This window comes from Roseateles sp. P1_C1_2, from assembly GCF_056406535.1.
The window spans coordinates 172,762-195,019 of the sequence record NZ_JBFUAB010000006.1; the positions used below are offsets into that span (position 1 = coordinate 172,762).

At 65.2% G+C, this 22,258-nt stretch carries 19 protein-coding genes; 10 read left to right on the top strand and 9 right to left on the bottom strand.

Translation table 11 applies throughout. The features are described from left to right. Positions 1 to 38 precede the first annotated feature (38 nt). The 5 genes from AC1D2H_RS07800 to AC1D2H_RS07820 form a co-directional block, all read right to left on the bottom strand. On the bottom strand, positions 39 to 2,915 hold the full coding sequence (locus tag AC1D2H_RS07800) for a TonB-dependent receptor (protein ID WP_478010536.1): 2,877 nt from the start codon (positions 2,913 to 2,915) through the stop codon (positions 39 to 41). A 449-nt stretch (positions 2,916 to 3,364) separates the two neighbouring features. Then, positions 3,365 to 4,174: an NAD-dependent epimerase/dehydratase family protein gene (locus AC1D2H_RS07805; RefSeq protein WP_478010537.1), complete on the bottom strand. Its 810-nt coding sequence runs from the start codon at positions 4,172 to 4,174 to the stop codon at positions 3,365 to 3,367. An 11-nt stretch (positions 4,175 to 4,185) separates the two neighbouring features. Further along, a complete protein-coding gene (locus tag AC1D2H_RS07810) occupies positions 4,186 to 5,388 on the bottom strand; it encodes a DUF4861 family protein (protein WP_478010538.1) in 1,203 nt (400 codons plus the stop codon). Beyond that, a complete protein-coding gene (locus AC1D2H_RS07815) occupies positions 5,388 to 6,650 on the bottom strand; it encodes a DUF2264 domain-containing protein (protein ID WP_478010539.1) in 1,263 nt (420 codons plus the stop codon). The genes AC1D2H_RS07810 and AC1D2H_RS07815 overlap by 1 nt, the downstream gene beginning before the upstream one ends. Positions 6,651 to 6,670: 20 nt before the next feature. After that, positions 6,671 to 7,816: a glycoside hydrolase family 88/105 protein gene (locus AC1D2H_RS07820; protein ID WP_478010540.1), complete on the bottom strand. Its 1,146-nt coding sequence runs from the start codon at positions 7,814 to 7,816 to the stop codon at positions 6,671 to 6,673. Between the two features lie 205 nt (positions 7,817 to 8,021). Between AC1D2H_RS07820 and AC1D2H_RS07825 the strand changes: the two genes are divergently transcribed. The 7 genes from AC1D2H_RS07825 to AC1D2H_RS07855 all read left to right on the top strand — a co-directional run bounded on the left by AC1D2H_RS07825 (position 8,022) and on the right by AC1D2H_RS07855 (position 13,605). Next, a complete protein-coding gene (locus tag AC1D2H_RS07825) occupies positions 8,022 to 9,041 on the top strand; it encodes a LacI family DNA-binding transcriptional regulator (RefSeq protein ID WP_478010541.1) in 1,020 nt (339 codons plus the stop codon). 2 nt (positions 9,042 to 9,043) lie between these two features. Further along, positions 9,044 to 10,378: an MFS transporter gene (locus AC1D2H_RS07830; RefSeq protein ID WP_477928168.1), complete on the top strand. Its 1,335-nt coding sequence runs from the start codon at positions 9,044 to 9,046 to the stop codon at positions 10,376 to 10,378. Positions 10,379 to 10,633: 255 nt separating this feature from the next. After that, positions 10,634 to 11,143: a DUF4142 domain-containing protein gene (locus AC1D2H_RS07835; RefSeq protein ID WP_477928170.1), complete on the top strand. Its 510-nt coding sequence runs from the start codon at positions 10,634 to 10,636 to the stop codon at positions 11,141 to 11,143. A 171-nt stretch (positions 11,144 to 11,314) separates the two neighbouring features. Continuing rightward, complete coding sequence (locus tag AC1D2H_RS07840) at positions 11,315 to 11,866, top strand: hemerythrin domain-containing protein (RefSeq protein ID WP_478010542.1); 552 nt, start codon at positions 11,315 to 11,317, stop codon at positions 11,864 to 11,866. A gap of 72 nt (positions 11,867 to 11,938) precedes the next feature. Then, a complete protein-coding gene (locus AC1D2H_RS07845) occupies positions 11,939 to 12,124 on the top strand; it encodes a DUF3606 domain-containing protein (RefSeq protein WP_477928174.1) in 186 nt (61 codons plus the stop codon). A 40-nt stretch (positions 12,125 to 12,164) separates the two neighbouring features. Then, positions 12,165 to 12,731 (top strand): DNA-3-methyladenine glycosylase, encoded by a 567-nt coding sequence (locus AC1D2H_RS07850; protein WP_478010543.1) that lies wholly within the window; start codon positions 12,165 to 12,167, stop codon positions 12,729 to 12,731. An 88-nt stretch (positions 12,732 to 12,819) separates the two neighbouring features. Beyond that, positions 12,820 to 13,605, top strand: a complete 786-nt coding sequence (locus AC1D2H_RS07855; RefSeq protein WP_478010544.1) for an esterase/lipase family protein — start codon at positions 12,820 to 12,822, stop codon at positions 13,603 to 13,605. Between the two features lie 52 nt (positions 13,606 to 13,657). On the opposite strand, the gene xth is transcribed toward AC1D2H_RS07855, so the two are convergent. From xth to AC1D2H_RS07870, 3 genes are all read right to left on the bottom strand, one after another. Beyond that, positions 13,658 to 14,428 (bottom strand): exodeoxyribonuclease III, encoded by a 771-nt coding sequence (gene xth / locus AC1D2H_RS07860; protein ID WP_478010545.1) that lies wholly within the window; start codon positions 14,426 to 14,428, stop codon positions 13,658 to 13,660. A 108-nt stretch (positions 14,429 to 14,536) separates the two neighbouring features. Next, positions 14,537 to 15,064 carry a DUF421 domain-containing protein gene (locus AC1D2H_RS07865; RefSeq protein WP_478010546.1) on the bottom strand — a complete coding sequence of 176 codons (528 nt, stop codon included), beginning with the start codon at positions 15,062 to 15,064 and terminating at the stop codon, positions 14,537 to 14,539. 2 nt (positions 15,065 to 15,066) lie between these two features. After that, positions 15,067 to 15,645, bottom strand: coding sequence for a cysteine hydrolase family protein (locus tag AC1D2H_RS07870; RefSeq protein WP_478010547.1), 579 nt, complete (start codon positions 15,643 to 15,645; stop codon positions 15,067 to 15,069). 188 nt (positions 15,646 to 15,833) lie between these two features. Between AC1D2H_RS07870 and AC1D2H_RS07875 the strand changes: the two genes are divergently transcribed. From AC1D2H_RS07875 to AC1D2H_RS07885, 3 genes are all read left to right on the top strand, one after another. Further along, entirely contained in the window at positions 15,834 to 18,458 is a 2,625-nt protein-coding gene (locus tag AC1D2H_RS07875) for an excinuclease ABC subunit UvrA (RefSeq protein WP_478010548.1), read from the top strand. Between the two features lie 121 nt (positions 18,459 to 18,579). Then, entirely contained in the window at positions 18,580 to 20,223 is a 1,644-nt protein-coding gene (locus tag AC1D2H_RS07880; protein ID WP_478010584.1) for a GAF domain-containing protein, read from the top strand. A 17-nt stretch (positions 20,224 to 20,240) separates the two neighbouring features. Then, entirely contained in the window at positions 20,241 to 21,287 is a 1,047-nt protein-coding gene (locus tag AC1D2H_RS07885) for a hybrid sensor histidine kinase/response regulator (protein ID WP_478010549.1), read from the top strand. Between the two features lie 88 nt (positions 21,288 to 21,375). Here AC1D2H_RS07885 and AC1D2H_RS07890 read toward each other — a convergent pair whose 3' ends face one another. Then, the gene (locus AC1D2H_RS07890; RefSeq protein WP_478010550.1) at positions 21,376 to 22,176 is read right to left on the bottom strand and encodes a substrate-binding periplasmic protein; all 801 of its coding nucleotides are present in this window, start codon (positions 22,174 to 22,176) and stop codon (positions 21,376 to 21,378) included. Positions 22,177 to 22,258 lie beyond the last annotated feature (82 nt).

Here is a 22,258-nt window from a genome sequence, read left to right on the forward strand (position 1 = left end):
TCGCATGGAGCCCGCTCTGCATTCAATCAACGTCGTGCTCAGAACTTGCCGCGCAGCCCGATCTTGAAGGTGCGGCCGTCGTACTTCGCGTAGTCCATGCGGGTCTTGTTGCCCAGGCCGTACTGGCCGGTGGCGTCTTCGAAGTAGTCGTAGGCCAGCGTGTTGGACAGGTTCAGCGCGTCCAGGCGGATCTCCAGCGAATCGTTGATCTTGTAGCTGACGTTGGCGTCCAGATAGCCACGGCCGGCGCGCCAGCGGATCAGGTCGTCACCGTTGTTCTTCGGGTTGTCGCCATGCAGCGAGCGGCCCTTGTAGTTGTAGGACGTGCGGAACGCGAACGGACCTTTCTCGTAGTAGAGCGTGGTGCTGTAGGCGTACTTGGGCACCGAGTTCACGTCGATGGTGTTGCCCGCGTTGGTGATCCACTGCGCGCTGTTGAACGGATTGATGTGCGTGTAGCTGGCCAGCGCACCGAAGCCCTTGAAGGGATCGGGCAGGAAGTTGAAGTCCTGCTGGTAGGCCAGCTCGAAGCCCTTCAGGGTCTGCTTGCCGGCGTTGCTGAAGGTGCGCAGGTTCATCGGCAGCGCAGGGTCGACCTTGCCCTGCGCGTTCTGGAAGATGGCACCCAACGCGGTATCGGGCAGGCCAAGCGCACCGAAGGTGGTCTGCGTGGTGGCGGCCACGGTGGCGTCGGTCAACTCCTTCTTGAAGAGCGCGGCCGACAGCATGCTGCCCTTCTGGAAGTACCACTCCAGGCTGGTGTCGAGGTTCTTGGACTGCTGCGGGCGCAGGCTCGGGTTGCCGGCGGTGGCCGTGTTGTCGAAGGGGTTGGGGATGACAGTCTGAGCCGCAATGATGGACAGCGATGCGCGGCTGAGGGTCTTGCCCCAGGAGGCGCGCCAGGTCAGGGTGTCCGTCAGGTCCAGTGCCGAGCTGACGGCCGGCAGCACGTTGCTGTAAGAGCCCTTCTCCTGGTTGGGCAGGTAGGTCAGGCTGGTGCCTTGCTGCTTGAAGTTGTCGATCAGCGTCTTGGTGCGCGAGTAGCGCACGCCGGCGTTCAGGCGCAGTTCCCTGCCAAACACCTCGCCCCTGAAGTCGGATTGGATGAAGCCGGTCGACACGTTCTCCTGTGCCTTGAAGCTCTGCGCCGGCGTGAAGGTCGCCTCCGAGTTGAAGGCCAGCGGGTCGAAGGTGGCGTAGGTGTAGTCGCGGGTGAAGGTGCCCCAGGCGTGCGGCCAGCCGGCGCCCATGTCCAGGTTGCCGATCGGCAGCGTGGAGGTCATGCCCGAACGCAGGCCTGCCGTGCCCAGGGTATTGAGCTTGGCGGTGGCGCCGGAGGTGCCGTTGCGCTTGTTGATGTCCTTGGAGGTCTCGGCGTACACCAGGCCGGCCTTCAGGTGGCCGGTCCAGTCGCCGGCCAGGGCGTAGTCCCAGTCGGCCACGACGCGGCCCTGCTTGCCCTTGTCGGTCTCGCGGGTCCAGCCGGTGCCGATGCCGAAGCCCTGGAAGTTGGCCGGATCGGTGTAGCTGACCGGCGAGGACATCGACGGATAGACGTGGTCGCTGCCGTAGTCGATGGTGGAGTCGACGCCGAAGATCTGGCCGGACAGCGTGTCCTGGTAGCTCAGCGCCTTGCTGTTGTTGGTGCTCAACTGGCCGGTGAGAACCAGCTTGTCGCTCACCTTCCAGCGGGCATTGGCGGCCACATAGCCGAACTTGGTCTCGTCTTCGCTGTAGGTCACGCCGCTGCTGTAGGACGTGTTGCCGAAGGTGCCCGTCAGCAGGTTCGACGCCGGATCGATCTTCACGTCGAGCGGGATGAAGCCGTTGTTGCCGGACTGGCCTGCGGGCGCGCTGCGGTTGGTGGTGCGGCTGTTGCGGATCAACAGGCCAAAGTACATCTCGTCGCGCGTGTTCTTCAGCTTGGAATAAAGCGTGTCCAGGCTGAAGTCCAGGGTCGGCGTCTTGTACTGCAGCGAGGCCACCATGCCGTCGCGGCTGCGGTCGTTGGACGAACCATAGAAGCGGTAAATGCGCGGCAGCAGTGCGTTGTCGACCTGGGCACGGGTCAGGCTACCCAGATTGGCGCGTGGGCTGTCGTAGTCCAGCGCAAAGGCGAAGTTGCCCTTCACGGGGCTCTGACTGGCGCGTGCGGAGCTGTTGTAGCCGCCGGTCGCCTCGAAGCCGGAGCGATTGTTCACGCTCGACGCGTGCGACACGCCCGCCAGGAAGCCCCACTCGCCCCAGGTGTTGGAGAACAGCGCGAAGCCCATCGGGTCCGTCTTGCCGGACGTGGTGTTGTACGACGCGGTGACACCGTAGCGGATGGTGCGCTTGGGATTGTCGAAGGGGCGCGGGGTCTGCAGGTCCACCACACCGCCCATGCCGCCTTCGCTCAGTTCCGCCAGCGGGGTCTTGTAGAAGTCCACGCGGCCGAACAGTTCGGACGCGAACACGTCGTAGTTGAAGCCGCGAGCCGCGCTGCCGATGGTGGCGGTGGACGTGGCGTTCACGAGCGCGCCGTTCAGCGTGGTGACGGAGTACTCGGTCGGCAGGCCGCGGATGGAAATGCGCTGGCCTTCGCCCGAACTCTCATCGCGGTTCAGGATGACGCCCGGCACGCGCTGAAGGGACTCCGCCACGTTCGCCTCGGGGAACTTGCCGATGTCCTCGGCCACGATGGAGTCGCGCACGCCGATGGCCTGCTGCTTGAGCACCATCGATTTTTCCAGGCTGGAACGGAAGCCCGTCACCACCACGGCTTCGAGCTGGCTTTTTTCTGCCTTGGCCGCGCCGTCCGACGCGTCTGGCGCCTTTTCGGCCACCGGGGCGGCAGCAGTTGCCTGGGCACCTGCCTGCCCGTAGGCAGCGRCAAGCGCGATGGAGATCGCCGAATAGATCAGTCGTTGTTTCATTGTCTCTGCTCCATATGCCACTGCGGGCTTATTTGCAATTCCGGCCTTATTGAAACGCCGGAGCTTGTCAGTTTATTTAAGCAACCACTGAAGTGGTATTTATTATTATGTCAACGTTACCATGTCAGGTTAAAAAAATAGCACCATCCCGGCCAATCACGCGCAGCACAAATTCCGGTCATCTGCTGGATGGCGGCTGCCAAGCGGGCGCCATCGATGCGGTCACGTGCCGGTGCCGCCTTCTTTGATATGGTAACGTTGTCTCATTCGGCTGCAAGTTGCTTTGCAACGACAGCCGCCAGCGGGCTGGCGCGACCATCGAGGGTGCGAGCCATTGTTGCCTCAGCTTACTGCCACGGGCCGAAGAGAAGGTATCAATAAACGGGCCCGAGATATACGAAATTGCGTGGAACGCGGCTCGCATATCGGGGAAGCGCGGCGGTCGCACATCAATCCTTGTATTTGGGGTCGATGTTGAGGAAGGGCCCACCCTGGTACACCAGCGCCGGGTCGTGCGGGTCCGACCAGTCCACCGCATCGGCGATTCGATCCGCAAACTGGCGCGAGCTCTGAGTCGGTTGGTAGCGCAGAAAGCGCGAGTGCCGGTCATCCCACCACTTGCCCGGGTTGTCGGAGACGCCGAAGGTGATGGTGTGGCCCACCCGCGGCGTCAGCAGCGAACGACGCAACAGCTGGACCAGGTCGTCCAGCCCCAGCCAGGTTGCCAGTTGCCGGTGCGTGGTGGCCTCGGGGAAGCAATAGCCGATGCGGATGCACACCGTCTCGATGCCGAAGCGGTCCCAATAAAGCCGGGATAGCGATTCCCCGAACACCTTGGAGACGCCGTAGTAGCCATCGGCCCTCGTCGGCATCGAGGCGTCGACCGTCTCGGTCGTTCGGTACATGCCCATCGTGTGATTGGAGCTCGCGAACACGACGCGCCGGATGCCCAGCTTGTGGACGGCCTCGTACAGGTTGACCACGCCGAGGATGTTCGCGGCCATGATCGGCTGGAACTCGGTCTCGGTGGACACGCCGCCGAAGTGCAGGACAGCGTCGACCCCCTGGCACATCTCGAGCACCTGGTCCCGATCAGCGAGGTCGCAGTGCACCACTTCCTCGCCCGGTTGCGCCGGTCCCAGATCCGCCACGTCACTCAGGCGCACGATCTCGGCGAACTCTTGCAGGCGGCCGCGCAGGCGGCCTCCGAGCCCGCCGGCAGCGCCGGTCATCAGGATGCGTTTGAAAGGCTTGGACATGGTGAGCGTGGCTACTCCGCACCGACTTCAACGCGGATCGGCGAAGCCACGCGCTGRCGATAGGCCTCCACATAGGCCTGCCAGGCCGGCGCCGCGGGGAATTCGCCGGACCAGCTGGCCGCTGCGCCCAGGAAGTAGCGCAGCGGCTGCCCGGTCCTGGCCTTGACGAGGATCAGCTCGTTGTCGGCATCCGCTGCATAACCCTGCGCACCCGGCAGGACGATGGCGGTGCCGAAGTCACCCGCGCTGCGCTGGCGCACCCACTGCATCAACGTGTCCGGCGCGCGGTAGGCGGCGACCTCCGGCGCCTGCTCAGCGTAGGCCGGCTTCTTGTTCAAGCCCAGGGCGACAGTGAGCGTCTGCGGGCTGGGGGTGCTGAAGCTGCTTTCGACCACGTCGAAAAAGTGGCCCGCGTCGACCGTGAAGCGCTTGGTTTCGCTGACGGACACACCCTCCGCGTCCCAGGCCGCGTAATCCAGCTCGAAGACAGCCCGCACGGGCCCGTTCGCCAGCACACGCCAGGCCGAGTAGTTGCGACTGGTGAAGAGGCGGCTGCCATTCCAGATGCCGGTGCCGCCCGCGCCACGCGTACGGCCGACGGCGTACATGTCCAGGCCCTCGCCCTCTTCCCGGTGATAGTGATCGTGCCCCTTGTTGTACCAACGGTCGATGATGAGATAGGACGGGCGCTTGAACCAGATGTCCAGGCCGCTCGTCACCAGCACTTCCTTGTCACTGCCCGGCGGCGCCGGTTCGGCCAGCGCCGGCCCGTAGGTGCGATGGCCGATCTTGTCGTTTTCCCATGCGAAGTCGTCCAGGCGCTCGGGAACATAGCGGGCAAACGCCTTGACCGGGAACGGCGGCGCCACCGTGGCGCTCCTCTCGACGGTGAAGCGGGCGCTCTGCTCATCCGCCGCGAAGTCGTGCTGGAAGATCAGCTCACCGTAGGCGATGCCCGCGCCCTTGGGGTCCCGCGCCAATGGCGCCACATTGGTGACCTGGTAGGGCAACAGGCGGCCACTGGCATCACGCACGGCCAGCTGCAGCATCAGCGCCCCCGGCAGGCGCCGGGCAACCTCCGCCCACGGGATCGTGATCGTCTCGGCCGGACGCGCCGCCTTCAGCTCATGCCGGACGGTGATGACCATGCGCTCGGCCGCCTCGGCACCGAGCGCCGCCAAGGCCAGCCCTGCGGCGAAGATGGCACGCCACATCAATAGTTCACCGCGTAGTCTTTGGGAAACCTGCTGCCGCTGAACGCCTTCTTCTGCGTCCAGTCCTGCGCAGGCGCGGTCCAGTAGGAATCGCTGGCCGGCAGGCCCAAGGCCAGCAGGCCGGCCGCAGCGATGTACATGCTGCCGTTGTTCGAGTACCAGTCCCCCAGCTCGGGCTGGTGGCCGCGAAAGCCGATGGTGAGGAAGCCATCTTTGCTGAAGTTGCCCGGGCCGCCCCAGATGGCGACATGGGCCGCGTGCAGGGCCGAACGGACCTGGCCCTCGGGCAGCGAGGCGGGAAGCTGCTTGCGCCAGGCCAGCAAGGCCAGTGGCTGGAATACCGCGGTGCGGTAGGTCAGCGAGCGGCCGATGGGCGGGTAGCTGCCTTCCGGCCCCACGAAACGCTCCAGGTGTTCGCAGTAGCGCTGCGCGCGCTTGGTGGCTTGCGCCAGCAGGTCTTCCGGCTTGGCGTTCCAGAACGGCGCCTTCCTGGCCGCCAGCACCTCGAGGATCTCGAGGAGCATGGGGTACATGACGTAGGAGCAGTAGTAGTCGAAATGGAAGTCCTGGCCGTCCTTGATCCATCCGTCGCCGACATACCACTCGTTGATCTTGCGGATCGCGCCATTCATGCGCATCGGGTCGGATTCCTCGCCGATGGACAACAGCCAGGCCTCGTTCATCGCCGCGAACAGCAGCCAGTTGATGTAGGGCACCTCGATGCGGCGCAGGCCCTTGATCTCGGCAATGATGCGGCCCTTGGTGGTGGCATCGAGCGGCTCCCACAACACCTTGGGGGCGCGCATCAAGGCATTGGTGAAGTAGGCCGAATCGACCAACGCCTGACCGTGGCCCTTCCAGGTCAGGTAGTCGGGGTTTTTGGGGTCGACCGCGTTGGCATAGCTTTGCAGGGCCTGCTGCTGCAGGCGCTGGCGCAACCTGCCTTCGGGCGTGGCATCGGCCGGCAGCGCGAGCCAAGGCGCGATGCCCGACATCAGGCGGCCAAAACATTCGAGATAGGCAACCGACGGGTCCCGACCATCCCAGGTGGGGCTGAGCTCCAGCACGAACTTCTTCTTCAGCTCGCCCCTGGACATGGGGTCCAGTACCGGCTCGGCCATCTGCCGGAGCAGGTCCAGCAGGTAGGCACGCTCCTGGCCGGGCGCCCCCGTGGACACCGCAGAGCCCGCAGAGCCCGCGCCCAGCAGCGCCGGCAGGGCTGACCCACAGGCCGCTGCGCGCATGAAATTGCGGCGTTCCATAGGACCTCCTGGCGGCAGCGTCATTTATCGAGCAGGCGGGCCATTTCCGCCCCGGCAAGGAGGAAAGCGCCGACGCCAAAGTGCGACGTGGAATTCTGGTCGACCACCTGACCCGGAATCGCGCGGTCACCGATGGGTTGCACATAGCCCAGCTTGCCGTCCGGCTGCATGGCGACCGTCGTCAGGTAATGCCAGCCGCGCTGCGCGGCCGGCAGATATCGGTCGCGCGGCAGCAAGCCGTTGTTGATACCCCAGAGCAGGCCGTAGGTGAAAAACGCGGTGCCACTGGTCTCGGGCCCGGGAGCGTGGGCCGGGTCCATGAGGCTGCGCGTCCAGTAGCCCTCGGGCTGCTGCAGCGGCACCAGCGCCGCCGCCATGGCCTGCAGCCGTTCGATGTATTCGCCGCGATGCGGGTCGTCCTGGGGCAAGTCCGACAGCACTCTCGCGAGCCCGGCAAACACCCAGCCGTCGCCGCGCGCCCAGAAGTCCTTCTTCCCGTTGACGCTCTTGTGCTTCGGATAAACGTATCTGGCATCGCGGTAGTAGAGCTGCTCGGCCGGGTCGTACATGATGCTGCCGGCGTGGCTGTAATACTCGTACAGCTTGTCGAGATATTGACGATTGCCGGTGATCTTGTGGAGTTTCGTCATGACGGGCATGACCATATAAAGCCCATCCACCCACCACCAATAATCCTTATTGGTGGTGCTCATCTGATATTCCATCACCTCGCGGGCGCGGGCGATCTTGCGTGGATCCTTGTCGAGCTGGTAGAGATCGGCATAGACCTGAAAACAGATCTGCCAATCACCGAACAACACGTGGTCGTCGGTTTCACCATAGCTGTACTTCCAGCTGGCCTTGTCCTGCGACTTCGCGCCCGCCCATTGGTTGTGCTCCGCCCAGGCCTCTGAATAGCGCCGGTAGCTGTCCTTGCCCGTCACCCGATAGGCCTCGATGTTGCCGGTGTGATAGGCCGCCACGTTCCAGAACGGACTTTCCTGCGCTGGCGTGCGGGCCTGCCAATAGGCATTGACCTTGTCGATCGCGGCAAGCACGTCACTGCGACTGCCGGCCCCACTTTTGGCGGGCGCATTCGCGCAACCGCCAAGCGCCAGGCTCAGCGCAAACAACAGGCCAGTCACGTGATTCTTCAGTCTGATCATTGCGGAGTGCACCTGATGAGCAATGCCAGCCCATCATTGGAAGCGAATATGGTCACGTTAGCATATTGGTGATCACGGACAAGGATTTTTCTTCCGTCGCGCCGCGAGACCGCAGCGGCTGGGGGTTTATACGGAGTAACAGATCCTTGCCATCACAGAATGTGGTATCGTGACCACATTAGGTATCCAATTTCTACGTCGATCTATGCCCAAACCGAGCAGGCTCAGTGAAGTAGCAAAGCTGGCTGGCGTCGCCCCCATCACGGCATCGCGCGCAATTCGCGGCAAGGGCTACGTCTCCGAGGACGCGCGGGCGCGGATCATGGAAGCCGCGGCACAGCTGAACTACGCGCCGGACATGGTGGCGCGACGCATGCGCGGCGCGGAGAGCCGGCTGATCGGCATCTTCGTCAACAACTTCGGCTCACTCGCGCTTCACGAGATCACCAGGGAAATCAGCAACGAGGCCCGCGCCCGTGGCTACGACATCGTGCTTTTCAATGCCGAGCGCTTCGACGGCCCGGAACGCGCGGGCACGCGCGACATGCTGGCCAACCTGTGCGCGGGCCTGGTATTGCCCATGCCGAACGTCGAGGACGGCTACCTTGCCGAGCTGGAGCAGCGCCAACTGCCCTGCGTTTTCGTCAACTTCGAGGCACGCAGCACCAAGCTGCCGGTCGTCGTCGTAGAGAACCGCAAGGGCGCCTGCTTGGCCGTCGAGCATCTGCTTTCACTGGGCCACCGTCGCATCGCCTTCATCGCCGGCTCGCATCACACCGGCCAGAGCGGCGAGCGCCAGGCCGCCTATGTCGAAACATTGAACGCTGCCGGGATTGCCGTCGATCCGGCATTGATCGTCACCGGCCGCTTCGTTCAAAGCGGCGGGTACGCGGCAACCCAGCAACTGCTGTCCTTGTCCGAGCCGCCAACGGCCATCTTTGCCGCCAACGATGAGATGGCGTTCGGCGCCATCGATGCCATCCACAGCAAGGGCTTGCGTGTGCCGGGCGACATCTCGGTCGTCGGCTTCGATGACATCGCCATCTCCGGCCATATCCACCCCCCGCTGACCACGATGCGCCAGCCGCTGGTAGAGCTCAGTGCGTGCGCCGTGCGGGAACTGATGGCGCTCATCGAGGGCCAGAGCCAGGAGGCGAAGAAGATCGCCCTGCCCCTCGAGCTCATCGTGCGCAAATCGACCGGTCCAGTCCCGCAGCGCGGCTGACGATGAACTACGTGCGCTCTGCCAGCGCCCGAAGCGTCCTGTCGACCGGCCTTGCCGGCCTGGCCGTCCTGCTGCTCTGGCTGCTGTGCGGCGATTTCGGCGTCTCGATGCGCGAGCGCGCGGCCGTGCCGAGCGCGCTCGAACTGCTGCGCCGGCATGCGGCGTCCGACACCACGATCTCGCTGCTGCTGTCCACCGTGCCCGCCGCCTTGAGCTTGCTGCTGGTGCCGCTGGCCGGCTATCACTCGGACCGCTGCCGCAGCCGCCTCGGCAGGCGCAAGCCCTTCCTGATGATTGCCGCGCCCACCGGTCTTCTGGCCATGGTGGGCCTGGCCGCGTCGCCCACACTGGCGGGCTCGCTCGACGCAGCACTGGGCGGCTGGTCACCCGGCCTGCACAACTGCCGCCTCGTCCTGTTCAGCCTGTTCTGGGCCGCATTCGACTGCGCCGCCATCAGCGCTTTCTCGCTGTTCAACGGCCTCGTCAACGACCTCGTGCCCGCGGGCCTGCTCGGTCGCTTCTTTGCGGTGTTCCGGATCGTCAGCCTGACGATCGGCATCGCGTACCACAACTGGATCTTCGCGCTCACGGACCACTATCTGCGCGAGGTCCTGATCGGCGTCGGCCTCTTCTTCTGCCTGCCCATCCTCGCGATGGCGTTGATGCTGAAAGAAACGCCCTTGCCGCCCGAGACTCCCTCCGCGGTCAGAACCGGGAGCCGGCTGAGATTTCCACTCGATCATGTGCTGGCCTGCTTCCGCTATCGCCCCTATGGGTGGGCCGTCGCCGCCTTCGTGCTGGCGAGCGTCACCTTCAGTCCCTTCAACACCTTCTACCTTCACTATGCGCACGCGGCGGGCATCCAGAAGACCACGCTGGGCGCGTTGACGGCGGCAGGCTATGCGGTGTCCATCGTGTCGGCTTTTGCCATCGGGTCCATGGCTGATCGCTTTGGCGCACTGCGGGTCTCGGTGGTCATCATGACGGTGTACTGCGCCATCTCCGCGGCCGGTTTCGCCATGGTGTCGGACGCCGCCAGCTTCCGCGCCTTCTACTTCGCCCACGTGGTGATCTCAGGCGCCTGGTTCACGGCCGCCGCCTCAATGCCAATGGCGCTGTTTCCTCGCGCCAGCTTCGTGCAATTCAACTCGACCAAAGACCTGATGGTCATCTTCGGCACCATCCTTGTCAGCAGCATCCAGGGGCCAATGCTCGACCTGTCCGAGCATGACTATCGCTACACGCTGCTTGCAGGAACGGTGTTCTCGCTGCTGTGCGTGCTGTGTCTCTTGCGGCTGCAGGCAGGCCGTCTTGCCATGCAGATCGCCATCCGATAGGCACAGCACCCGACGCCGGCAGGACCTACCAGGCGCTGCAAGCCTTCCAGGGACGATTTCGATCCTCCTCCTCTCCACCAACCGATCATCCTGAGCGATCCCGCGTCGTCCCAGGAACTCCGAAAAGCCCTTGAGCATCACTGCCCCAGGGCTTCTTTTTTCCCCGGTTGAGGTTGGCAGCTTGGTCAACGGGAACGTCATTTGCCCAAAACGGCGTCGCAGCTGCAGCGCAGTTTTTTCCATGAAGGAGCTTCCATGCGTCGTGTTCAACATCTACTGTCAATCGCTCTCCTCACGCTCACCGCACTGGTGGCGTTGCCAGCCCACGCCAAGTCCGACGAGTCATTCATGAAGGATGCCGCGCACGCTGGTGCCGCGGAGATCGAGGCGAGCAAGCTGGCCCAATCCAAGGCAAAAAGTGCCGACGTGAAGGCGTTTGCCGACGCCATGATTACCGACCACACGAAGGTCGCCGACGAACTCAAGGCCCTGGCCGCGAAGAAGAGCGTCAAGCTCCCGGAAGGCCCGTCGATCAAGCAGAAGGCCGAGCTCAAGCTGATTGACGCTGGCGACAACGACAAATTCGACGAGCGCTACGCCAAGCACTTCGGCGTGAATGCGCACAAGGGCACGATCAAGCTGTTCGAGGACGCCGCCAAGAACGCCAAGGACCCCGAGGTGAAGGCCTGGGCGGAAAAGACGCTGCCGGGCCTTCGTCATCATCTTGAAATGGCCCAGGCCTTGAGCGTCGCTCCCAAAAAGTAAGGCTGTCGAGCAGCTCATTGCCCAATCGTCAGTACCTTGTCACTGGCGCTGCTTCAGGGCATGAAATTTGCCGATGGAGAAGCTTGAAAAGGCACGAAAGCGCCGTTTGAACCCCGCGCCGCTCGGCTTGCATTGGGCGGCGCGCTTTGCCACCAGCCAGTAGGAAATCACATGCCAACCGCAACGAAAACCTCAGCCAAGGCGTCCAAGGGCGCATCCACCAAACCTGCCACGGGTTCAAAGGCCCGTGGCAGCGAAGCTCCCGACGCGATCGACCTCCTGATCACCGACCACCGCGAGGTGAAGGCGCTCTTCAAGGCCTACGACAAGCTCGTCAAAGCTGAAGCTGATCCCGGAGAGAAGCAGGTCGTCGCCGCGCAGATCTGCGTGATGCTGACCGCCCATGCAACCGCGGAAGAGGAACTCTTCTACCCGCGCGCTCGCGAAGTGCTGGGCGAAGACGAGGATCTGGTCGACGAGGCCGACGTGGAGCACGCCAGCGCCAAGGAGCTGATTGCTCAGATCGAGGCCGGCTCGCCTGACGATCCGCTGTATGACGCCAAGGTCAAGGTGCTGGGTGAGTACATCGACCATCACGTCAAGGAAGAGGAAGGCGAGATGTTCCCCAAGATTCGCAAGTCCGACCTCGACCTGGATGTGATCGGCGAGGAGATCGCCGCGCGGAAGGCAGAACTGATGGGCCAGGCCGGCGACCCGCACTGACCGGCTTGCGGCAAGGCCTGGTCATCCGGGCCTTGCCCTCCTCCACCGACATCAACATGCCGGAGCAACAACATGGCAGACGACAAGGCAAAGACCGGCGGCCAGGACCGTCAACGCATCAATGTCAACGAGGACTATGAGCTGCGCGATTGGGCCGCCAAGTTCGGCGTCACGACCGAACAGCTGAAGCAGGCGGTTGCCGCGGTAGGCGACCGCGCCGCCGAGGTGGAGCAGCACCTGAAAGGCAAGCGCAGCTGACCCACTGCCGGCACACGACTGAAGGCGGCGTGGGTGACACATGGACTTTGCGCAAGGTCCGGAAACCGTGGCAAGACGGCTGGTCGGCTGGACGCTGCTGGTGAAGGGCGTCGGCGGCGTGATCGTCGAAACCGAGGCCTACGACGTCGACGATGCGGCTTCGCACAGCTTCAAGGGACCGACACCACGCAACGCCACGATGTTTGGCCCACCCGGCAGAGCCTATGTCTACCTGAGCTACGGCCTTCACTGGTGCCTGAACGTTGTCTGTCGGGAGGCCGGCCACGGTGCGGCCGTCCTCATTCGCGCGATCGAACCGACGCGCGGACTGGACTTGATGCGCGAACGCCGTGGCGTTCTGCAAATGGAACTGCTGGCCGCCGGGCCAGGTCGGGTCGGCCAGGCCCTGGCGATTGATCGGTCTTTCGACGGCTTGCCGTTGGACCAGCCACCGTTCGAACTGCTTGAGCCTCCCACGCAGGTCCGTTTGGCCGTCGGTGCCCGCATCGGCATCACCAAAGCCACCCATCGGCCCTGGCGGTTCGGCGTCGCCGACTCTCCCTATCTCAGCAAGCGATTCGGCCAGGTCGGCAGCCTCTCCCAGTAGGTCTCGTCTGACCCTGCAAGTGCGCCTCGACGCACGATGCGTATTGCCATGTCGCGGCACATTGCTGCAATGCAACATGGAGATCGCAATGACACGATTGGATTCCGCTTCTGCAGCGTCGGCACCCTCGTTGGCCCTGTTGGGCCTGGAGCCACTTCGAGCGGCCTGGGAATATGCGCGCATGCGCGTGATGGATTCTTCGGGGATCGCGCGCGGGGACGGCCATGCCGTCGTGGTGTTTCCCGGCCTGGCATCAGACAGACACGCCACGGGACCGCTCATCTCGTTCTGCCGTGACCTCGGCTACGAGACGCATGACTGGGGCCGAGGATTCAACACCGGCCCTCAGGGCGAGCCCAACGCATGGCTGGATGAACTGGCTGAACACGTGGCTGCGCTGCCGACGGACGGCTTGCTGGATGTCAGCCTGATCGGCTGGAGTCTCGGCGGGATCTATGCGCGGGAAATCGCCAAGCGGCTTGGCACGAATGTGCGCCAGGTCATCACGATTGGCACGCCGTTCGCTGGCGGCAACGACGACACACACGCGGCCCTCGTGTACCGGTTGCTGAATGGGCGCAAGCCCGTTCTCGACAGTGCCATGCGCCAGCAATTGCGGACGGCCCCCGCGGTGCCCACAACCTCCATCTACAGCCGCACCGACGGCGTGGTGGCCTGGCAGGCCTGCATACAGCCCGGGCGCCGCCGCGACACAGAGAACGTCGAGGTGGAAGGCAGCCATTGCGGCATGGGCTGGAACGCCAAGGTGCTTGAAGTGGTTGCCGACCGGCTCAGACAGCCACGCGGCCAGTGGAGACCCTTCACCGATTCAAGTCGCCAGGTCGGCGCGAATGCGGCCCCTTGCACCGGTTGATGAAAGCGCGCCCTTGCCCGTTGTTCGGCGCAGCGAATCGATTCGCAAGACTTCAGTCCAGCTCGATCCACACCGGCGCATGGTCGCTGGACTTTTCCCAGCCGCGGACTTCGAGGTCCACGGCCGCTGCGCGCAACCGGGGCACAAGCGATGGGGTCAGCAGCAGATGATCAATGCGCAATCCGGCGTGGCGTTGGAAGGCATTCCTGAAGTAATCGAAGTAGGTGTAGATCGTGGTATCGGGATGGAGCGCCCGGATCGCGTCCGTCCAGCCCTGCGAAATCAGCCGCTCGAACGCTTCGCGCGTCTCGGTGCGAAACAGAGCGTCATCGACCCAGCGTTCGGGTTTGTACACGTCGCGCGGGGTGGGGATCACGTTGTAGTCCCCGGCCAGCACCACCGGCATGTCGCCTTGAATCAGCCCCGCGGCATGAAGGATGAATTGCTCCATCCAGCGCAGCTTGTAGTCGAACTTGGGACCCGGGGCCGGGTTGCCGTTCGGCAGGTACAGACACACCACCTTCAGGCCGCCCACATCGACCTCGAGGTAGCGGCTCTGGGTGTCGTCCGGGTCATCCGGCAGCCCTCTTTGGACCTCCACGGGCGCCCGGCCGCGCACGAGGACGGCGACACCATTCCAGCTTTTCTGGCCGTGCCAGACAGCCTCATACCCGAGCGCCTGCAACTCCTCTCTTGGAAAACGGTCCTGGGGCGACTTCAACTCCTGCAGGCAAGCGACGTCGGGCTGCGTCTTCTCGAGCCAGCGCAGCAAGACGGGAAGGCGGGCGTTCAGGCCGTTGATGTTGTAGGTGGCGATGCGCATGGAGGACACCGGGAAGTGCGGGCGACGTGCCCGGCAGTTGAGTTGCAAACCGGATCAGCAATCTACCGCGGACCGCAAGGAGACGACATGCCGGGGCAGCGCGCCGAGCTATGCCCCGGGCGGCCCTTCGTTCTTGTCTTGGCGCTGGGATCCCTCTTCATCGAACTTCAGGACGGACAGCTTCCCGTCGCCTTCGAGGAAGGCTGCTCGCACCTTGCAGACGTCGTCGACACCGGCTTGGCGCAGTTGCGCCTGCACGTCCTCGCGGGTCAGAAACTCCTTGCGCAGGTTGCGCATCAGCATCTGCCCATCCTTGACGAGTTGCAGCGGGTCGGGCTCAGTGAGCTTGCGGACGGCCTTCCACCGGAAACTGGCCCAGTCGAGCGCGTAGTTCCAGAACACCAGGGTGCCGACGAGGATGAAACCTTCCGCCACGGTCTGGTAGCTGCCAGACATGCCGTTCTGAGAGGCGTCGGCAATGACGACCACCAGGAGGATGTCCGCCACGCCGAACGACCCGGGATCGCGGCGCAGCACGAAACGGAAGATCAACAGCAAGAACCAGTACATCAGCGTGCCCCGCGCGAACAATTCGAGCGGCGACACGTGAATCGAGAACAGTTCTGCCAAGTTCATGGCTACCTTTTAGATCGGACTGCTTCGGAGGGCCTGATGTCAGCCTTGAGCACGCGCGCCATCTGTTGCAGCGCGCTGTCCCGCGCGTCAGCAGACTCGGCGGCGACGCAGTCGACTGGAACCCAAACCGAGTAGCCCCGCAGGTAGGCATCCATGGCGCTGAACAGTACGCAGCTGTCTGCGGCGATGCCGGTGACGATGAGCCGCTTGCAGTGCAATTGATTCAGAAGCAAGTCCAGCGGCGTGGCATAGAAGGCCGAATGGCGCGGCTTCAACAGCGCGAAGTCGTCGCGTTTGGGGGCCATGAGCTTGGCGATCTTTCCGGGGGTGCCCGCAGTGGCGTGGCAGTGCCGCCAGAGCGCCTTGAAGTCGGATGTCCACTGGCCGTAGTTGTCATTCGCGTAGATGGTGCGGAAGCCATCGGCGGCCAGGTGCTGGCGCAGCTTGGCCGTCTGCTTCGCAGCTTCCAGCGCCGACGGGGCCAGCTCTGCCGCACCATCGAAATTCAAAGGGTTCACGAAGTCCACCAGCAGCAAGACGGTCTTGCTGGGCTGCAGGTCGTCAGTCCTGATCTTGCTCATGTCGTCTCCAGCGGCGGTACTGGCAACACGCGTTCCCGCCCTGGAGCGCGCACCCGCGCCCGTCGGCAGTTACGCATCGCCCGCCGTAACTGCGGCCTTGTCTGACATGCAGCCCGCGAGCGCTGCTTAATCTTGTGTCGCGGCGCCATGAGGGCACCCGCGTTTTTCCACCATCCGCCCTGACTGCCGTGACGTCCAAACGCCAGCCGCCCCGCCTTACCGGTTTCGTGCGCGTGCGCGGAGCGCGCGAGCACAACCTGAAGAACGTCGACGTGGACATCCCGCGCGACGCCCTGGTGGTTTTCAGCGGCGTGTCGGGCTCAGGCAAGTCCTCGCTGGCCTTCGCGACCATCTATGCCGAGGCGCAGCGGCGCTACTTCGAGTCCGTCGCACCGTATGCGCGCCGCCTGATCGACCAGGTCGGCGTGCCCGCGGTGGACGCCATCGACGGCCTGCCGCCGGCCGTGGCCCTGCAGCAGCAGCGCGGCACGCCCAGCGCGCGCTCTTCCGTGGGCAGTGCCACGTCGCTGTCCAGCCTGCTGCGCATGCTGTACTCGCGCGCCGGCCACTACCCGCCCAGGCAGCCCATGCTGTACGCGGAGGACTTCTCGCCCAACACGCCACAGGGGGCCTGCCCCAGCTGCCACGGGCTGGGCCGCGTCTACGAGGTCACCGAAGCGTCCATGGTGCCCGACCCCTCGCTCACCATCCGGGAGCGCGCCGTCGCCGCCTGGCCGCCGGCCTGGCACGGTCAGAACCTGCGCGACATCCTCGTCACGCTGGGCCACGACGTGGACAAACCCTGGCAAGACCTGCCGAAGAAGGTGCGCGACTGGATCCTCTTCACCGAGGAGCAGCCCACCGTGCCGGTCTACGCAGGCTTCACGCCCGCCGAGACCCGCGCCGCGCTCAAGAGCCGCATGGAGCCCAGCTACCAGGGCACCTTCATGGGTGCGCGCAAATACGTGCTGCACACCTTCGCCACGACGCAGAGCGCGCTTATGAAGCGCCGCGTCGCCCGGTACATGATCGCCAGCGACTGCCCCACCTGCGAGGGCAAGCGGCTCAAGCGCGAGGCGCTGTCGGTGACCTTCGCCGGGCTGGACATCGGCGAGATGGCGCGCATGCCATTGCGCGAACTGGCTTCGGTGCTCGGCCCGGCCGCTCGCGGTGAAGCCCACGCGAGCCAGGGCCGCGGCATCAGTCGCCACACTTCTCGCCAGCACGCCGCCCAGCGCGTCGCCGCCGGTGGCAAGGCCCATGCGGCGGCGCCGGACGTGAGGCGCACACCCGAGCAGTCCGAAGAGAAGCGCATCGCGGCGCAGCGGCTCGCGCACGACATGCTGGAGCGCATCACCACCTTGAACGAGTTGGGCCTGGGCTATCTGTCGCTGGACCGCGGCACGCCGACGCTCTCCTCGGGCGAGCTGCAGCGCCTGCGGCTGGCCACGCAGATCCGCTCCAACCTGTTCGGCGTCATCTACGTGCTGGACGAGCCCTCGGCCGGCCTGCATCCTGCCGACGGCGAGGCGCTGTTGCGCGCGCTGAAGGCGCTGAAGGACAGCGGCAACTCGCTCTTCATCGTCGAGCACGACGTGGAACTGATGCGCGAGGCCGACTGGCTGGTGGATGTGGGCCCCGAAGCCGGCGAGCGTGGAGGCGAGGTCTTGTACAGCGGGCCGCCGGCTGGGCTCGAGGCCGTGGCCGCGTCGCGCACCGCTGCCTACCTGTTTCCAAAGGCCCGGCCCGAACGGCCGGCGCGGCGCGAGGCACGCGGCTGGCTGGAGCTCGCCGGCGTCACGCGCAACAACCTGCGCGGGCTGGGCGTGAAGTTCCCGCTCGGCTGCTTCGTGGCCGTCACCGGCATCTCGGGCTCGGGCAAGTCCAGCCTCATCAGCCAGGCGCTGGTGGACCTCGTCGGCCAGTCCTTGGGCCACGAACCGCCGCTGCCCGAGACCGATGAGGAGGACGACTCCGACGTTGCGGCGCGGGAGGTCACGCACGGCCACATCGTCGCCGGCGCGGAACACGTCCGCCGGCTCGTGCGCGTCGACCAGAAGCCCATAGGCCGCACACCGCGCTCCAATCTGGCGACCTACACCGGCCTGTTCGATCACGTGCGCAAGCTCTTCGCCGCCACGCCGGCGGCGAAGGCCAAACGCTATGACGCGGGCCGCTTCTCGTTCAACGTCGCCAAGGGCCGCTGCGAGACCTGCGAGGGCGAAGGCTTTGTCAGCGTGGAGCTGCTCTTCATGCCCAGCGTCTACGCGCCCTGCCCCACCTGCCACGGCGCCCGCTACAACGAGGCGACGCTGAAAGTGCGCCTGCGCGAGCAAAGCATCGCCGACGTGCTGCGCATGACGGTGGATGAAGCCTCCGCCTTCTTCGCTCAGGACGCGGCGCTGGCACGGCCACTGACGCTGCTGCAGCAGATCGGCCTGGGCTACCTGCGGCTGGGCCAGCCCGCTACTGAGCTGTCCGGCGGCGAGGCCCAGCGCATCAAGCTCGCGACCGAGCTGCAGCGCGCCCAGCGCGGCCAGACGCTGTACGTGCTGGACGAGCCCACCACCGGATTGCACCCGGCGGACGTGGACAAGCTGCTCGCCCAGCTCAACAGTCTCGTGCAAGCCGGCAACACGGTGGTCGTCGTCGAGCACGAGATGCGCGTCGTGGCCGCCAGCGACTGGGTCATCGATGTCGGCCCGGGGGCCGGAGCCGAGGGCGGACGCATCGTTTGCGCCGGCCCCCCGGAAGCGATCGCCGCGGAGGCGCAGAGCCGCACTGGACGCTATATCGCCATGGCGCTGCGCTGAGTAGTGCGGCAGCGTGCATGTCGAAGCGCTTGCCGGGCGCCTGACGAGTGCCGCCGCCCGAAAGCCTACACTCTGATTCGCCCTGCAGGCCACGCGTGCGTGGCCGCGATCTTTGGAGCGCATGGACTTGTCTTCCGCCCCGCTGGCGCTGGATCACATCCGCGGCGACATGGCCGCGCGGGTCAGGGCTTTTCGGTGGGAAACCACGGCCCTGGGCGCGTTCGACCGCTGGCCCTTGGCGCTGCGCATCACCGTGGCGACGATGCTCGAGTGCCAGTTGCCGATGTACCTGGCGTGGGGCGACGAGTTCATCCAGATCTTCAACGACGCCTATCGCCCGATTCTGGGTGCCAAGGCTGGGGCCGCACTGGGCGGGCGGGCGCCGGATACGTGGGCGGAAATCTGGCCAAGGATCGGGCCGATGTGGCTGCGGGTGCTGCAGGGCGAGCCCGTGGGCTTCGATGACTTCAAGCTGACGATAGACCGTTTCGGCTATCCCGAGGACGTCTACTTCAATTTCTCGTACAGCGCCGTGCGCGACGAGCTCGGCCAAGCCCGCGGCGTGCTGGTGACCTTTGCAGAAACCACGGAGAAGGTGCTGACTTCGCGGCGCCTGGCCTTCCTTGATGCGCTGGCGCAGGCCACCCGCGAACTCGTCGATCCGGCGGACGTGATGCACATCACCGCCGAGCTGCTGGGGCGCCATCTCGGCGTCAATCGCTGCGCGTATGCCACGGTGCGCGAAGACCAGGACACCTTCGACCTCCTCGGTGATTTCAACGACGGCGTGCCCAGCATCGTGGGCACCTACCGCTTCGCCGACTTCGGCGAAGCGGTGTTGAGGCTGATGCGCGCTGACCAGGCCTATGTCAATCACGACGTGGATCGAGACCCCGCCACGGCCGGCACCGATCGCACCGCCTATGTGCGCACCAGCATCCAGTCCGTCATCTGCGTGCCGCTGCACAAGAACGGTCGTTTCGTGGCCGCCATGGCGGTCCATCAGCGCGTGCCGCGCCACTGGAGCGACGAGGAGATTTCACTCGTCAAGGTCGTCGTCTCCCGGTGCTGGGAGGCGCTGGAGCGCACTCGAGCCGAGGCCGCCCTGCGCGAAGAGGCGCGCACGCTGGAGACTCTGAACCGCACCGGCGCCGCGCTGGCGGCGGAGCTGGACATCGGCGTCCTGCTGCAGCGCGTGACCGACGCAGCGACATCGCTGACGGGCGCGCAGTTCGGCGCATTTTTCTACAACGGCGTCCACGACGATGGCGAGGCCTATCTGCTGTACACGCCGTCCGGCGCCGACCGCAAGCAGTTCGAGAACTTCGGGCATCCTCGCCCGACGCCCATGTTCGGCCCAACCTTCCGCGGCGAACCGACGATCAGGCTTGACGATGTGATGGCCGATCCGCGCTACGGGCAATGGGGGCCCCACCGTGGCATGCCGGCAGGCCATCTGCCGGTGCGCAGCTACCTCGCGGTAGCCGTGATCAGCCGCTCGGGCGAAGTGCTGGGCGGCTTGTTCTTCGGCCATGCCAATGTCGGCGTCTTCACCGAGCGCAGTGAGCGGATCGCCGAAGGCATCGCCAGCCAGGCTGCCATCGCCATCGACAACGCGCGCCTCTACGCCGCCTCTCGCGACGCGATGCGTGAGCGGACCCAGTTGCTGGAGAGCGAACGCACCGCCCGCCTGGCGGCGGAACAAGCGGGCCTGGTGAAGGACGAGTTCCTGGCAACACTTTCCATGAGCTGCGCACCCCGCTGAGCGCCATCACCGGCTGGGTGCACATCCTGCGCCGCAAGGCCGCCGAGCAAGACGCCGAATTGAAGAAAGGTATCGACGTCATCGAGCGCAGCGCGAAGGCACAGGTGCAGCTCATCGAGGACCTCCTCGACATGAGCCGCATCACCACCGGCAAGCTGATCCTGAATGTCGCGCCGGTCTCCGCGGCGAGCTTCACGCTTGCGGCAGTCGAGCTATTGCTGCCTGCAGCGGACCGTGCAGGCGTGCGGCTCACGACAGACGTCACGATGCACGAGGGCGCGGCCGTGATGGGCGACGCTGTGAGACTGCAGCAGGTGGTGACGAACCTGGTCTCCAACGCGGTCAAGTTCACTCCCCGTGGCAGCGAGGTGCACGTGGCGCTGCGTTGCACGGCCGAGGTCGCGGAGATCGTGGTCGAAGATACCGGCATCGGCATTTCGTCCGAGTTCCTGCCGTTCGTCTTCGAGCGGTTCCGCCAGGCGGACGGTTCAATGGCGCGCCGTCATGGCGGGCTGGGCCTTGGCTTGTCGATCGTGCGAAACCTGGTTGAACTGCATGGCGGCCAAGTAGGCGTGCACAGCGACGGGCCGGACCGCGGTGCACGCTTTTCAGTGCGGTTGCCGCTGATCAATGCGCGAAGTCTCGCCAGCGCCTCACCCGACCCTGGCGCGGTTGATCGAACCTCGCTCGCCGGCGCGCGAATTCTGGTTGTGGATGACGACGACACGGTGCGCGAGATGGTCGCCCGTGCGTTGGAACTGCAGGGGGCGCAGGTGGTGACGGCGGCCACTGGCGCCGAGGCGCTTGCCGTGCTGCCCAGTTCCGGGGTGAACTTGCTCGTTTCCGACCTCGGCATGCCTGAGATGACAGGCTTCGAGCTGCTGGAGCGCGTCAGGGCCTTGCCGGCGGATCAGGGCGGGAATATCCGCGCCATCGCGTTGACGGCGTTTGCTCGCGAGGCCGACCAGCGCAAGTCGATTGACGCAGGCTTTCTCATGCATTTCCGCAAACCTGTGGAGTTTTCTGCGCTGGTGCGGGCGATACAGGAAATGGGACTCGCGTAAGAGCCCTTGCTGGCGCCTGGAGGTCGCCAGTCGAGACGCAAGATTTCACGGCGCATCGAAGCCGCCATGCACCGGGCGCCCGCCCTGCTCAGGGCATGGAACTCAAGGCCTCGCTGCGAGACAGATAGGCGCTGAAGATCCTGTAGAGGCTGCCGTCAGCCCGCATGGCGGCGATGGCGTCCTCGATCCTGCGGGCGTCTTCCTCGCGAACCCTGGACCTGGACAGCGCAAATCCCGCAGCGTAGTTGTCCGCCGGAAAGCCATCGATGACCGTGACCCTGCCCTGCAGCTTGCTGTCCGCAAGGATTCGCCCCCACACGACGGGTTCGGACAGGAAGGCCGCATCGCGACCCAGGCCCACGAGCCGGGCCGCCATGTTGGCGTCGGCGTATTCGTCCACTCGCCCCTGCTGGCGCAGCCTGGCGATCCAGGGGTCCCACTGCGGGCCATGCCTGAAGCCCTTGACCACCGCCAGCCGCAATTGACTGTCTTCCGCGAATGCGTCCAATGTCAGGACCGGGCTGGGCAGGCCCTTTCGAACCAGCAGCCGGTTGCGCCCGCTCATGTAGATCACGAAGCGCGCGAAGCTGTTGCGCTCCTCGGTCTCGATGGCAGACACCGTCATGTCGAGGCTGCCATGGGCCAGGTCGGTCCAGGTGCGGACTCGGGAATCGACAAAGGTTTCGAACTTGCAGCCCGTGCGGCGGGCGACTTCGTTGACGATGTCGACATCGATGCCCACCGTACCGCCCCCTGCGCGTCGAAACGCCAGCGAACCGTACTCGTACAGGGCCACGCGGTAGGGCCCGCACACGGCCGGCTGCGCCAGTGCCTGCGCGCCCGCTGCGGCCAGGCATCCCGCCACCACCCACTTGCTGACCTTGCCCATGCGCCTTCGGTGCCCATCAAACCCCGACCGAGTATCTGCGGCTTCTGCGCGCGCTGCGGTCCAGGCGCGAAAAGGCTCAAGT

Bases quoted from the DNA above. Each gene is read 5' to 3' on its own strand.
- AC1D2H_RS07865 (WP_478010546.1), bottom strand. From the start codon at position 15,064: ATGAACTTGGCAGAACTGTTCTCGATTCACGTGTCGCCGCTCGAATTG.
- AC1D2H_RS07850 (WP_478010543.1), top strand. From the start codon at position 12,165: ATGGACTTTGCGCAAGGTCCGGAAACCGTGGCAAGACGGCTGGTCGGC.
- AC1D2H_RS07820 (WP_478010540.1), bottom strand. From the start codon at position 7,816: ATGATCAGACTGAAGAATCACGTGACTGGCCTGTTGTTTGCGCTGAGC.
- AC1D2H_RS07880 (WP_478010584.1), top strand. From the start codon at position 18,580: ATGGACTTGTCTTCCGCCCCGCTGGCGCTGGATCACATCCGCGGCGAC.
- AC1D2H_RS07805 (WP_478010537.1), bottom strand. From the start codon at position 4,174: ATGTCCAAGCCTTTCAAACGCATCCTGATGACCGGCGCTGCCGGCGGG.
- AC1D2H_RS07870 (WP_478010547.1), bottom strand. From the start codon at position 15,645: ATGAGCAAGATCAGGACTGACGACCTGCAGCCCAGCAAGACCGTCTTG.
- AC1D2H_RS07835 (WP_477928170.1), top strand. From the start codon at position 10,634: ATGCGTCGTGTTCAACATCTACTGTCAATCGCTCTCCTCACGCTCACC.
- AC1D2H_RS07830 (WP_477928168.1), top strand. From the start codon at position 9,044: ATGAACTACGTGCGCTCTGCCAGCGCCCGAAGCGTCCTGTCGACCGGC.
- AC1D2H_RS07890 (WP_478010550.1), bottom strand. From the start codon at position 22,176: ATGGGCAAGGTCAGCAAGTGGGTGGTGGCGGGATGCCTGGCCGCAGCG.
- AC1D2H_RS07845 (WP_477928174.1), top strand. From the start codon at position 11,939: ATGGCAGACGACAAGGCAAAGACCGGCGGCCAGGACCGTCAACGCATC.
- AC1D2H_RS07855 (WP_478010544.1), top strand. From the start codon at position 12,820: ATGACACGATTGGATTCCGCTTCTGCAGCGTCGGCACCCTCGTTGGCC.
- AC1D2H_RS07825 (WP_478010541.1), top strand. From the start codon at position 8,022: ATGCCCAAACCGAGCAGGCTCAGTGAAGTAGCAAAGCTGGCTGGCGTC.
- AC1D2H_RS07840 (WP_478010542.1), top strand. From the start codon at position 11,315: ATGCCAACCGCAACGAAAACCTCAGCCAAGGCGTCCAAGGGCGCATCC.
- AC1D2H_RS07815 (WP_478010539.1), bottom strand. From the start codon at position 6,650: ATGGAACGCCGCAATTTCATGCGCGCAGCGGCCTGTGGGTCAGCCCTG.
- xth (WP_478010545.1), bottom strand. From the start codon at position 14,428: ATGCGCATCGCCACCTACAACATCAACGGCCTGAACGCCCGCCTTCCC.